Annotated in this window: 11 protein-coding genes and 1 pseudogene; 1 reads left to right on the plus strand and 11 read right to left on the minus strand. The window is 71.7% G+C overall.

All coding sequences use genetic code 11. The features are described 5' to 3' along the window. From P3T34_RS18405 to bldG, 6 genes are all read right to left on the minus strand, one after another. A complete protein-coding gene (locus tag P3T34_RS18405) occupies nucleotides 1-1,533 on the minus strand; it encodes a class I SAM-dependent methyltransferase (RefSeq protein ID WP_280667126.1) in 1,533 nt (510 codons plus the stop codon). 142 nt (nucleotides 1,534-1,675) lie between these two features. After that, the gene (locus P3T34_RS18410; protein WP_280667127.1) at nucleotides 1,676-2,467 is read right to left on the minus strand and encodes a hypothetical protein; all 792 of its coding nucleotides are present in this window, start codon (nucleotides 2,465-2,467) and stop codon (nucleotides 1,676-1,678) included. Between the two features lie 96 nt (nucleotides 2,468-2,563). Beyond that, nucleotides 2,564-2,932, minus strand: a complete 369-nt coding sequence (locus P3T34_RS18415; protein ID WP_280667128.1) for a cyclophilin-like fold protein — start codon at nucleotides 2,930-2,932, stop codon at nucleotides 2,564-2,566. 94 nt (nucleotides 2,933-3,026) lie between these two features. Further along, nucleotides 3,027-5,357, minus strand: coding sequence for a sodium-translocating pyrophosphatase (locus tag P3T34_RS18420; protein WP_280672205.1), 2,331 nt, complete (start codon nucleotides 5,355-5,357; stop codon nucleotides 3,027-3,029). 378 nt (nucleotides 5,358-5,735) lie between these two features. After that, nucleotides 5,736-6,146, minus strand: a complete 411-nt coding sequence (locus P3T34_RS18425) for an ATP-binding protein (protein ID WP_280667129.1) — start codon at nucleotides 6,144-6,146, stop codon at nucleotides 5,736-5,738. 154 nt (nucleotides 6,147-6,300) lie between these two features. Beyond that, nucleotides 6,301-6,642, minus strand: a complete 342-nt coding sequence (bldG, locus tag P3T34_RS18430; protein WP_280667130.1) for an anti-sigma factor antagonist BldG — start codon at nucleotides 6,640-6,642, stop codon at nucleotides 6,301-6,303. Nucleotides 6,643-6,747: 105 nt separating this feature from the next. On the opposite strand from bldG, the gene P3T34_RS18435 reads away from it, so the two are divergent. Beyond that, nucleotides 6,748-9,204: a DEAD/DEAH box helicase gene (locus P3T34_RS18435; RefSeq protein WP_280667131.1), complete on the plus strand. Its 2,457-nt coding sequence runs from the start codon at nucleotides 6,748-6,750 to the stop codon at nucleotides 9,202-9,204. 159 nt (nucleotides 9,205-9,363) lie between these two features. On the opposite strand, the pseudogene P3T34_RS18440 reads toward P3T34_RS18435, so the two are convergent. From P3T34_RS18440 to P3T34_RS18460, 5 genes and pseudogenes are all read right to left on the minus strand, one after another. Further along, nucleotides 9,364-9,780: pseudogene (locus P3T34_RS18440) on the minus strand (Rv3654c family TadE-like protein); the annotation flags it as partial. Further along, nucleotides 9,681-10,019 carry a TadE family type IV pilus minor pilin gene (locus tag P3T34_RS18445; protein ID WP_280667132.1) on the minus strand — a complete coding sequence of 113 codons (339 nt, stop codon included), beginning with the start codon at nucleotides 10,017-10,019 and terminating at the stop codon, nucleotides 9,681-9,683. The gene P3T34_RS18445 and the pseudogene P3T34_RS18440, both read right to left, overlap by 100 nt. 70 nt (nucleotides 10,020-10,089) lie before the next feature. Then, nucleotides 10,090-10,503 (minus strand): DUF4244 domain-containing protein, encoded by a 414-nt coding sequence (locus tag P3T34_RS18450; RefSeq protein ID WP_280667133.1) that lies wholly within the window; start codon nucleotides 10,501-10,503, stop codon nucleotides 10,090-10,092. 80 nt (nucleotides 10,504-10,583) lie between these two features. Beyond that, a complete protein-coding gene (locus P3T34_RS18455) occupies nucleotides 10,584-11,447 on the minus strand; it encodes a type II secretion system F family protein (protein WP_280667134.1) in 864 nt (287 codons plus the stop codon). After that, nucleotides 11,444-12,454: a type II secretion system F family protein gene (locus tag P3T34_RS18460; RefSeq protein WP_280667135.1), complete on the minus strand. Its 1,011-nt coding sequence runs from the start codon at nucleotides 12,452-12,454 to the stop codon at nucleotides 11,444-11,446. The genes P3T34_RS18455 and P3T34_RS18460 overlap by 4 nt, the downstream gene beginning before the upstream one ends. Nucleotides 12,455-12,472: the final 18 nt, after the last annotated feature.

The raw sequence follows: 12,472 nt of genomic DNA on the forward strand, positions 1-12,472 counted from the left end.
TCAGGCCGTCGGCTCGATGAAGCCCTGCTCGACCAGCATCCGCAGCGACTCCGGCACCCGGTCGCGCAGTCGCACCCGGTCCTCACCGAGCAACTGGGCGATCGCGTCGATGATCTCGCCGGCCGCCAGGGTGCCGTCGCAGACTCCGGTGAAGCCGGCGCCGACGGTGTCCACCTTGGTCGCCCGGCGCATGCCGCGGTTGTGCCGCAGTACGACGTGCTCCGGGTCTTCCGCCCCCGGGGCGCCGATCTGCTCCTGGACGACCTCGTCGGCCAGCACGAAACGGGCCGACAGCAGCGCGGCGTCGTCGTGCGTGCGCAGGAAGTCCTGGCGGGCGAACCACTGCTCGATGTGCGGGCCGAGCGGCTGCTCGACGGTGTGCGGCCACTCCTCGATCCGGACGGTCGGGCGGTCGGCGCCACCGGCACGCAGCGTGATCCAACCGAAGCCGATGCCCTCGACCTGGGCGGCCTCGAAGGCGTCCAGCCAGGCGTTGTAGCGGGACTGGTAGTCGGCCGCCGCAGTCAGGTGGTCGCCACCGTCGCGCAGCCACAACTCGGCGTACTGGGCCACGTCCTGGACCTCGCGCTGGACCACCCAGGCGTCCAGACCGGTGCCCGCCACCCAGCCGGCCAGCCGGTCGTGCCAGTCCTCACCCTTGACGTGCTGCCAGTTGGCCAGCAACTGGCAGTAACCGCCGGGCTCCAGGTGCTCGGCGGCGCCGCGGACCAGGCTGCGGCACAGGTCGTCGCCCGCCATCCCGCCGTCCCGGTAGACGAACCGGCTGCCGGGGGAGATCACGAACGGCGGGTTGGAGACGATCAGGTCGAACTTCCGCTGTCCCACCGGCTCGAAGAGGCTGCCCTGCGCGGTGTCGGTGTTGGTGAAACCGGAGAGCGCCAGGGTGAGCCTCGCGAAGGCCAGCGCACGGGGGTTGAGGTCGGTCGCGGTGACCTGCTGGGCGTGGCGAGCGGCGTGCAGGGCCTGCACGCCGGAGCCCGTCCCGAGGTCGAGGGCGGCGCGGACCGGGCGGCGCACGGCGAGGTTCGCCAATGTGGTGGACGCGCCACCCACGCCCAGCACCAACTCCCGGCGGTCCACTGCTCCGGCGCTGCCGCCGGCACCGATGCCGCCCGCGCCGCCGACGGCGCAGCCGAGGTCGGAGACCACCCAGGCGTCGGCGCTGGCCAGGCCGGCCACCTCGTTGGCGTACGGGCGGACGTCGACGGTGGCCCGGACCTCCTCGCCGTCGCGCAGCAGCCAGCCGTCCGCGAGCGCCTCGTCGACCGGCAGAGCGGCGGCGGCCGCGGCGTACGGCACCGGCTGCTGGAGCAGGAAGAGCCGGACCAGCGTCTCCAGCGGGGTGCCGCCACGGGTCGCGCGCAGGGCGGGGACCGCCTCGTTGCGGGCCAGCGCGGCGTAGCCGGTGGGGCCGAGCAGATCGAGGCAGCCGTCTGCGGTGTAGCCGGCGGCGAGCAGTGCCTCGCGCAGGCGGGCGAGGCGGGCGGGGTCGGGAACGGGGAGCTTGGTCACCCCGCCATTGTCCCGCTGTCGTGGCCGGTCTCGGCACACGCCACTGCGGGTGCCGGCGCGGGTGCCGCCGCAGGTGCCGGCGTGCGAGCCCGCCGACCGGGCCGCGGTGGGCGGCGTAGTCGGCGGGCTAGCCGGGTGCGCGCTACGAGGCGGCGGGCGAGGGGCTCACGGCAGCGGCCGGGCTTCCCGCCGGCGCGGGGCTGCCGGGCGCGGGGCTCGCTGCCGCCGGGCTGGCCGGCGCGGGACTGGCCGGCGCGGGCGAACCGCTCGCGGCGCCGGGTGCCGCGGGCGAGCCGGGTGCGGCGGGTGAGGCCGCAGGGGCGCCGGAGGCTCCGGGCGCGGCGGGTGAGGCCGGTGCTGCCGGGGTGCCGCTCGCCGGGGAGCTCTTGCAGCCCGGTTGCTTGGCGACGGCCTTGCCCAGGTCCCCGCTCTGCAGCTTCGCCAGTGCCCCCGTGGAGAGATTGGCCAGCTGCTGGACCTGGTCGCCCATGCTCTTCAGGCCGTCCGCGAACTTCGCCTGGTCGGCGGTCGGCAGCGCCAGCAACTTGGCCTGAACGCCCTGGTAGCCCTGGGCCGCCTGGGTGAGCTCGCTGACGGCGTCCTTCTGCAGCCCGGCGCCGTTGGAGGTCTTTGGCGCACCGGCCTTGTTGATCGCGTCGGCGATCTGCTGGTTGCTGGTGCCCAGCGTCCCCATGTCCGCGGCGAGCCGCTTCTGCAGATCGGCGGGCGCCTCGCCGGGCTTGACCACGCCGGTGTCGCTCAGCGAGGTCTGCGACTGGGTGATCGGGGTGCGCATGGCGCCGCAGACGTTCGCCGCCCAGGCGTTCAACTGCCCGCTGTTGTCACTGCTGCAGGCGACCGCGCCGGAGGCCAGCAGCGCCCCCAGCACCGGTACCGCCAGCAGCCGTCGGCCTGCCCGCTTTCGCTCGTCCACCAGGAGAGCCCTTTCCGTCCAGTCCCGATACGTCCCGGGTGAAACTACCGGACGGGGCATCCTCGACGGTCCGCCGCTGCCCGGCCGACGCACCGGTCAGGCCCGCTCCACCCGGATCGGGTCGCCGTCGCGCACTGTCCGCAGCACCTGCGGGTCACCGTCCAGCGCGCCGAGCAGATTGCACGGGCTGGCCAGCCGGCACTCGTCGCCGTGCGAGATCGGCGTGCGCCCGTACGGCAGCGCCAGGCTGTCGCCGTCCGTCCAGAACGCGACCGTGCCCGGCGCCACCACCTGCTGCGCGTCCTGCTCGCGCGGGACGCTCACCGGCGTGCCGAAGTAGACCTCCTCGCCCCAGGTGCTCGCGGAGGCGCTGATCGGCAGCGCCTCCCAGATCGCCTCACTGGTCGTGGTGGACCGCAGGGTCGCGGTGGCCTGGCCAGCCGGCCAGAGGATGCGGATCCGCATGGGCTCGCCTCTCGTGAGCTGGTCGCTGATCGGCAGGTTGCGATCAGTCCGATCAGCAGAGAAGCTGGCCCTTCAACAATTTGTCAATGCTGTCTCACGATGTGCTCGGTAGCGCCTCCACGGGTGCGCCCTGGTCCGCCACGGCCACCGGCCGACGCTTGGAGAGATAGACCGCGCCGACCACCACCAGCGCCGCCAACCCCGCCACCAGGCCCCGCACGCCCGCGCTGGCATGCACGCCGAAGCTGAAACGCACCACGGCCGGCGCGATCAGCAGCGACACCAGGTTCATCACCTTGAGCAGCGGGTTGATGGCCGGTCCTGCGGTGTCCTTGAACGGGTCGCCGACCGTGTCGCCGATCACCGTGGCCGCGTGCGCGGCGCTGCCCTTGCCACCGTGCGCGCCGTCCTCGACCAGCTTCTTCGCATTGTCCCAGGCGCCACCGGAGTTGGCCAGGAACACCGCCATCAGCGTCCCGGTCCCGATCGCGCCCGCCAGGTACGACCCCAGTGCGCCGACCCCGAGCGCGAAACCCACCGCGATCGGCGCCAGCACCGCCAGCAGGCCCGGGGTGACCAGTTCCCGCAGCGCGTCGCGGGTGCAGATGTCCACCACCTTGCCGTACTCGGGCGTCTCGCTGCCGTCCATGATCCCGGGGTGCTCGCGGAACTGCCGACGCACCTCGAAGACCACCGAACCGGCCGACCTGGAGACCGCGTTGATGGCGAGTCCGGAGAAGAGGAACACCACAGCGGCGCCCAGCAGCAGGCCGACCAGGTTGTTGGGCTGGGAGATGTCCAGGCTCAGGCTCGCCGCGCCGGCGGTGTTCCCGCCGGCGCCGGCCACGGCTTCGTTGATCGCGTCGGTGAACGAGCCGAAGAGCGCCGTCGCCGCGAGCACCGCGGTCGCGATCGCGATGCCCTTGGTGATCGCCTTGGTGGTGTTGCCCACGGCGTCCAGCTCGGTGAGCACCCGAGCACCGGCGCCCTCGACCTCGCCGGACATCTCGGCGATGCCCTGCGCGTTGTCGGAGACCGGGCCGAAGGTGTCCATCGCCACGATCACGCCCACCGTGGTCAGCAGGCCCGTACCGGCCAGCGCGACCGCGAAGAGCGCGAGCACGATGGAGCCGCCGCCCAGCAGATACGCGCCGTAGACCGCCGCGCCGATCAACACGGCGGAGTAGACCGCCGACTCCAGACCGAGCGAGATGCCGGACAGCACCACGGTCGCCGGGCCGGTCAGCGAGCTCTTGCCGACGTCCCGCACCGGTCGTCGGCTGGTCTCGGTGAAGTAGCCCGTCAACTGCTGGATCAGCACCGCCAGCACGATGCCGATCGCCACCGCGACCAGCGCGAAGACGCGCGGGTTGCCGGCGTGGCCGCTGATCGCCGCGGGGACGTGGTGCAGCCCGGCGAAGCTCCCCGGCAGGAAGGCGAACACCGCGCCGAGGACCAGCAGCAGGGAGACCGTCGCGGAGAGGAAGAAGCCGCGGTTGATCGCGGTCATTCCGCTGCGGTCCGTGGCGCGCGGTGCGACCGCGACGATCCCCAGCACCGCCGTGACCACGCCCACCGCCGGAACGACCAGCGGGAACACCAGGCCGACGTCCCCGAACACCGCTCGGCCCAGGATCAGCGCCGCGACCAGGGTCACCGCGTACGACTCGAAGAGGTCCGCCGCCATCCCGGCGCAGTCCCCCACGTTGTCGCCGACGTTGTCCGCGATGGTGGCCGCGTTGCGCGGGTCGTCCTCCGGGATGCCCTGCTCGACCTTGCCGACCAGGTCGGCGCCGACGTCCGCCGCCTTGGTGAAGATGCCGCCGCCGACCCGCATGAACATCGCGAGCAACGCGGCGCCGAACCCGAAGCCCTCCAACACCCTTGGGGCGTCGGCTCGGTAGACCAGCACCACGACCGCCGCACCGAGCAGTCCGAGGCCCACGGTGCACATCCCGACCACCCCGCCGGTGCGGAAGGCGATCCGCATCGCGCGGTGCTGCGCGGGCTGCTCCTCACCGGCGACCACGTCGCGGGCGACCGCCGCCACCCGGACGTTGGCGCGGACCGCGAGCCACATGCCCAGATAGCCGGTGGCCCCCGAGAAGGCCGCGCCCACCAGGAAGAACGCCGAGCGGCCGAGCCGTTGCGGCCAGTTGTCCGCGGGCAGCAGCATGAGGAGGAAGAACACACCGGTGGCGAAAGCCCCCAGCGTGCGGAACTGCCGGGCCAGGTAGGCGTTCGCGCCCTCCTGGATGGCCTCGGCGATCCGCCGCATCGCGGGCGTCCCCGCGTCGTATGCGAGCACTTGACGCACCATCACAACAGCGACGGCCAGGGCAGCGAGAGCCACCAGGCCGACGATCAGTACGACCAGCTGATTCCCGCCGGTGAGCACGGCGGCCCCTGACGATCCGTCGGCCAGCCCGTTCCAGGTATGCGAATGTACGAATGCGTCTGCTGAATCAGGTGTGATGAGAGTGATTCCCGCCATGCGTCCTCCCTGACGACTGGCGCGCCGGCCTGTCGGCATGGCGCGCGAGTGGTTCTGGTGGCACAGGCGACCGGGCACGATCCCACCGGCCCGACCGGATATCCAGGAGTGTAGGAATCAGCGCACGATTGAAATAGACCGCGCGCAGCACAAAGCGAAAAGAATCATGGGTTGTTGCCGGAAACATCAATTTCCGGCAACAACCCATGATTCTTTTCGGTCACGCTGGTCGTCATGATCGCGCGGATCGCTCGGTCGTGGCGGTCGCGCGGGTCGCCTCGGTCGAGCGGGTCCGGCTGGCGGCTGCCTTCAGCCGCTGACCGGCCAGCTCATCCTGATCAGCCCGCCGTCGTCGTCCCGGCCGACCTCCACGTCCTCCACCAGACCGGTGATCACCGCGAGACCGAGGGTGTCGTCGACGCCCTCGCCGGACTCGGATGCCTCCCCCGCGGCGGCGATGTCGCTGAGCGCGCCCGCGCCGTCACCGACCTCGATGAGGAAACGCTTCTCCTGGTCGGTCAGGGCTACTCGGACCGCGCCACTCAGACCGCCGCGCTGGTGCAGGCCGACCGCTCGCGAGCAGGCCTCGCCCACCGCCAGCCTGACCTCGTCGAGCACCGACTCGTCCACGCCAGCGCGTCTGGCCACCGCTGCGGCCACCAGTCGGGCTGTCCGCACATGCTCGGGAAGAGCGCTGAATCGCAGTTCGACGGTTGCCATGTCTCCCCCTCGGGGCACTGCCGGTGGGCGTCGAAAACCGCCGCCTGACGAGCCGCCAGGCCCACGGACCGAGGTGCGGTCGGTGGACCGGGCGGCTCGTCCGGCGGACAAGCTTTGGGATCAGTCGACCAGCGGCTCAGCCGGTCGAAAGAATTCAGTCGGTCGCCTCGACGGCGTCCTGGACCGAGGAGTGGATCGGGAACACCTTGGTGAGACCGGTGATCCGGAAGATCTTCAGGATCCGCTCCTGGGTGCACACGAGGCGCAGCGAGCCCTCGTGTGCGCGAACCCGCTTCAGGCCGCCCACGAGGACGCCCAGACCGGTCGAGTCAAGGAAGTCCACTCCCTCCATGTCGACGACCAGGTGATAGCTGCCGTCATTGACGAGCTCGACCAGCTGCTCCCGCAGCTTAGGGGCGGTGTACACATCAATCTCGCCGCCAACTTCGACGACCGTGCGGTCGCCGACTGTACGGGTCGACAGGGACAGGTCCACGGAACCTCCAGCACCTTGCCTTGCTACGTCACATTGCGTTGTACCGCGAGTCGGGCGGCATCGGCCGTTCTCGGCTGCCGATCCCGGCCACGCGGTCTCCACCGCATGGTCGAGCGACCGGCCCAGGTGCCACCGGCCGCGGCCAACTGGCCCGCCACCGCATCATTCAACCACCTGGCAGCATGCCCGCACGATGGCTTGCCACGATTGTGCGTCACTCCAGTGACACACTGGGTCCTCATGCCGCCCCGCCATCGCCCGCCCGAGGCCTTGCTCGCGACCTTGGTCGCCAGTAGAGGTCGTTCGGAGCGACTCACCCATACGGAGCATCTGCCCGCGCGCCAGGCACGCCATGCCCCCTGGCCGGACACGATCCGACCGGAAATCCGCGCCGCCGCGCTGGAGCTCGGCATCGAACAGCCATGGGCTCACCAGGCAGAGGCCATGAATCTGGCCCAAACAGGCCAAACCGTGGTGATTGCCACGGGAACGGCCTCCGGTAAGTCGCTCGGCTATCTCGCGCCGCTGCTCAGCGACCTGCTGGACGGCACCGAGGCTCCCAACGGCCGCGGCGCGACCGCCCTCTACCTCGCTCCGACCAAGGCTCTGGCGGCCGACCAGCGCCGCCGGGCCACCGAGCTCGCCCCGAAGCGGGTACGAGCGGCGCTCTACGACGGTGACACCCCGCCGCAGGAGCGCGAGTGGGTCCGCCAGTACGCCTCGTACGTGCTGACCAACCCGGACATGCTGCATCGCAGCATCCTCCCGGCGCACCCCCGCTGGTCCTCCTTCCTCAAGACGCTGCGGTACGTCGTGATCGACGAGTGCCACAGCTATCGGGGGGTGTTCGGCTCACACGTCGCCCAGGTGCTGCGCCGGCTACGGCGGCTGTGCCGTCGGTACGGCGCCGATCCCACCTTCCTGCTGGCTTCTGCCACCACCTCCGAACCGGCCTCGGCGGCCGAGCGGCTGACCGGGCTGCCCAGCGTCGCGGTCACCGACGACGCCTCGCCGCGCGGTCCGATGGTCTTCGGGCTGTGGGAGCCGCCGCTGACCGAGCACGTCGGGGAGCACGGCGCCCCGGTACGGCGCACCGCCACCAGCGAGGCCGCCTACCTGCTGACCGACCTGGTGGCGGCCGGCACCCGCACGGTGGCCTTCGTCCGGTCCCGCCGGGCCGCCGAGTTGGTCGCCCTGCAGGCCCAGGACAACCTCGACGACTCGCTCGCCGGCCGGGTCGCGGCCTACCGCGGCGGCTACCTCCCGGAGGAGCGCCGGGCCCTGGAACGTGACCTGCACTCCGGCCGGCTGCTCGGCCTGGCCTCCACCTCCGCGCTGGAGCTCGGCGTCGACGTCTCCGGGCTGGACGCCGTCCTGCTGGCGGGGTACCCGGGCACCCGGGCGTCCCTGTGGCAGCAGGCCGGCCGGGCCGGTCGGGAGGCCCAGGGGGCACTCGCCATCCTGATCGCCCGCGACGACCCGCTGGACACGTATCTGGTGCACCACCCCGAGGCCCTCTTCGCGCGGCCGGTGGAGGCCACCGTGCTGGACCCGGACAACCCCCACGTCCTCGCCCCGCACCTGTGCGCGGCGGCGGCCGAACTGCCTCTGGGCGAGGAGGACCTGGCGCTCTTCGGCCCGTCGACCGCACAGCTGCTGCCGGTGCTGGAACAGCGCGGACTGCTCCGGCGACGCTCCGACGGCGCCTGGTACTGGACCCGCAGGGAGCGCGCCGCAGACGCCGTGGACCTGCGCGGCAGCGGCGGAAACCCCGTCCAGATCGTCGAGAGCGCCACCGGGCGCCTGCTGGGCACCGTGGACGCTGCCGCCTCGCACACCAGCGTGCACGCCGGCGCCGTCCACCTCCATCAGGGACGGACCTACCTCGTCCAGGACCTGGACCTGGAGACCTCGGTGGCCCTGGTCGAGCCGGCCAACCCCCCGTACAGCACGTCCGCCCGCGACACCACCGCCATCTCGGTGCTGTCCACCGACCGGTCCATCCGGTGGGGCGAGGGCACCCTGAACTTCGGCTCGGTCGAGGTGGTCAACCAGGTCGTCGGCTTCCTCCGGAAGCGGATCTCCACCGGGGAGATCCTGGGCGAGACCAAGCTCGACCTGCCGCCCAGGACCCTGCGCACCAGGGCAGTCTGGTGGTCCGTCACCGAGGACCAACTGCTCGACGCGACGATCCCCTTCGACCAGTTGCCCGGCGCCGCGCACGCGGCCGAACACGCCTCCATCGGCCTGCTGCCGCTGTTCGCGACCTGCGACCGCTGGGACATCGGCGGTGTCTCGGTCCCGCTGCACCCGGACACCGGGCTGCCCACCGTCTTCGTCTACGACGGCCACCCGGGCGGCGCGGGCTTCGCCGAGCACGGGTTCCATCGCGCGGTGGAGTGGCTGACCGCGACCCGAGACGCCATCACGGCCTGTGAATGCGAGCGCGGGTGTCCCTCCTGCGTCCAGTCTCCCAAGTGCGGGAACGGCAACGACCCGCTGGACAAGGCCGGCGCGATCAGGCTGCTGACCGTCCTGTTGGCAGGTGCCCCCGGTGGCTGAGTGCCCGGCGGGGCGCACCGAACGAGCGCGCTCTGCGTCGGTCTCGCTCGCGTCGGTATCGCTCGGGTCGGTCTCGCTCGCACCGCCGAACGACCACACCGGCCCGGCTCTCGCTCGCGCGGTGGCCGGGCCGACCGGTAGGCGCACGCCCCGAACAGGGACTTGGACGACGACCTCGACGCTGTCCGCCGCCAGATCCACCGCGCAGGACACCATGGTGGCCCGCTGTGCGTCCGCGACGGCTGCCGCCCGCGCACAGCCACCGTCGGCGTCCAGCAGCAGGTGATCGGCCGCCGCGAGGGCGGCGAGATCGGCGGCAGACTCGGCACGGTGTCTGGCGGTGAGCACCACACCCAGGACCACGGCGAACCCGAAGACGGCGCCGCCGAGCAGCACCAGCGCCGTCAGCCAGAGGGTCGCCGAACCCTGGTCACAGCCCGCTGAAAGCAGCACCCGCGCCGATGTCCGCCGCACAGTCATGCCAAGCCCTCCCCCGACACGTCCTCTCGAACCGCCACCGCCTGCGCCGTCAACCGCAGGGAGAGCGCAGCGGCCAGTCCACCCGGTCCCAGACATTCGGCCTCCACCTCCACCCGGACGGTTTCCTTGTCCTGCACGAGTCGCACGGTCGCGCCGCGTGGCGCCGCCGCCCGGGCGAGGGCGAGGGCGTCGCCATCACCTCGGGCGGCCGAGCGGGCCCCGACACGGGCGGCATCGATGCAGCGCAGCTGCGCCGCGGTGGTCAGCACGCCCCAGACCAGCAGAGCCATCAGCAGCACGAGAGTGGGCAGGACCACGGCTGTCTCGGCGGTCACATAGCCACCGTCCGGGCTACCCCGGCAGCCGCTACTGTCCCTGCTGCCCTTGCTGCCCCTGGGTCCCGCGTCAGACCGCATGGAGTGCCCGGTTGACCAGTTCGGTGAGAGCGTCAGTGATCCCACCGCCCGTCACGACCTTGTAGAGCAGCGCGGCGAAGCCGCACGCCGCTACCGTCCCCACCGCGTATTCGGCGGTGGACATCCCGCTGTCACCGCCGGCCGCAGCTTTGCCGCAGACCCTCGCACCGAGCCACCGCATCCGTCGGCGCAGGGAGCGGCGCAGACGGCTCGGCCTGCCCGGCCCATGCCGTCCACCCTGCTTGGCTGTTCCGCACGTGGTGTCCGCCGGGCACGCGACCAGCACCAGGGTCGGCTCTTCCCGGCTCGGCTCTTCGAGCCGGGTGATTTCCGCAACGCGGTTGTGCGGCGGGTAGGGAACAAAGGTGATGCAGGGGACGGCGTCCCCGAAGATTCCATTCATGTGCGAACCTTCCTTTCTTTCAAGCACCCGGTTTCTGGTCGCGGTGCTTTTGCTTTCCAGGCCGGACGGTGAAGCTGCCCTCAGATGTGCTGCGTGAACGAGGTCGCCAGACCCACCACCACCGGCACGATGCCGATCAGGACGAATGCCGGCAGAAAGCACAACCCCAAGGGAGCGGTGGCCAGTACGCCGGCTTTGCGGACCCGAGCACGCGCCGCACGGACCGCCGCCGCCCGCTGGTCGACAGCCAGACCGATGAGCGGAGCAGCCGGTGGGGTACCACTGACGCTGGTCCTGACAAGGCAGCGCGCCAGCGGTGCGAGGGTCCGGCAGTCCTCTCCAAGCCGCCCCCAGCAGACGACCGGCGGTGCACCGAGCAGGAGTTCGGCCGAAACCGCAGACAATCGCTCGCCCATCGGCCCACCCACTGCCCGCGCAACCACGGCCGTCGCCTGAGCCGGAACCGCCGACGAGCTCAGGCAGGCGGCCAGCAGCTCTGCGGTCAAAGGCAGTTGGGCCTGCAGTCGGGCCTCCTCGTGCTCCGACCGTCGAATCTCGGCGGTCCGTACCCCGGGCAACCGCAGTCGCAACACCACTCCCACCAACACGCCCGCCAGCAGACCGATCGGGCCGCCGATGACACCGGCCGTCGTCAGCCCGGCCAGCATCGGCAGGGCGACCTCCTTGCGGACGACCCACCGCTGCGGCCGCCGCGCCAGACGCCCGAACTCCCTTGCCACGTCAGGTCGACGCCTCCCACCTGTCGGCTCCGCACCCTGCCAGTCGCCCTCCAGACGCACGGCCCGCCGACGCAGCAAGCGCTTGCGCAGCCACCACTGGCCCCACACGAACGCACCGCCGACTGCCCCTGCCGCGGCTGCGAACACAAGGAGTTGCTCGACTGTTGAAGCTGGCACCGCATAAGGGACGACAGTTGCACTCACCTCGACACCTCTCTCCTCGGTGCGCCGGCCCGATACGGACGACGGACGCTCGGCTGTCGCGAGCCCCGATCCGCTGCCGTTCGATCGGCATCGCGCACAGGCATTCCATGTGCGCCGATGCCTGCAAGATGCCGGGCCTGCTGGACGATCCACTCCGTCCAGAGCAGGCCGGCCACCTCCAACAGCACACCCGCGCCCAAGCACCCCAGCCCCACCGGTGTATGCAGCAGCACCCACAACGGCTGCGCTCCCAGCGCGCTGCCAAGGACCAGCCCAAGGACCGGCAGAGCGGCCAGTAGCGCCGCGGTCGTCCGGGGACCCGCCAGCTCACTGCGGATCTCCTCCGCCAACGCCCGCTCCGCCCTGAGTCCCTCCGTCAGTTGGTCGAGACCGGTGGCCAGGCTGCTACCGCTGTCCGCAGTGACCTGCCAGCACGCCCCGAGCGCTGCTGCCCCACTGCCGCCGGGGAGTTCTGCCAACCAACGGAAGGCCGCCGGAACATCAGCCCCGTACCGCCCCGCGGCCAGCCGGACGACGGCCTCCGGCCCGAGTCGATCGAGCATGCCTCCTGCCGACCGGCTGCGACTGGCGACCGCATCCAGCGCCTGCTCCGGGGTGGCACCGCAGCGCAACTCGCCCGCCAGCGCGGTACAGAGTTCGGTGATCGCCAGCGCCCTGCCCTGCGCCTCGTGCGCCGTTCGCCACCGAGCTCGTTGCCGGTGGAGCGGCACGACCAGAACCGCTGCGGCCAACGGCGGGACCGGCGAACTCAGCAGCTGCCCCAGGAGCAAGCCGACAGGTACCAACTGGAGCTCCGCGACAAGCCAGCGCGGCCGCCCGATCTTCGGCGGGTCAAGCAGCCAGCGCAGCGTCCGGGACCCCCCGTCGGCTTCCATGTCGCCGACTACGGCACCTGACGCAACCAGGACCCTGCGCGAGCGCCGCCTCGCCAGCACCCGGCGGTTCAGCACCGCCCATGCCCACAGCGCCACCATCGAGAGCGGCAAGGCCGACACCGCCTGCGC

Source organism: Kitasatospora sp. MAP12-44 (assembly GCF_029892095.1).
Classification (GTDB): domain Bacteria; phylum Actinomycetota; class Actinomycetes; order Streptomycetales; family Streptomycetaceae; genus Kitasatospora.

Bases quoted from the DNA above. Each gene is read 5' to 3' on its own strand.
- P3T34_RS18415 (WP_280667128.1), bottom strand. From the start codon at position 2,932: ATGCGGATCCGCATCCTCTGGCCGGCTGGCCAGGCCACCGCGACCCTG.
- P3T34_RS18425 (WP_280667129.1), bottom strand. From the start codon at position 6,146: ATGGCAACCGTCGAACTGCGATTCAGCGCTCTTCCCGAGCATGTGCGG.
- P3T34_RS18435 (WP_280667131.1), top strand. From the start codon at position 6,748: ATGGTCGAGCGACCGGCCCAGGTGCCACCGGCCGCGGCCAACTGGCCC.
- P3T34_RS18450 (WP_280667133.1), bottom strand. From the start codon at position 10,503: ATGAATGGAATCTTCGGGGACGCCGTCCCCTGCATCACCTTTGTTCCC.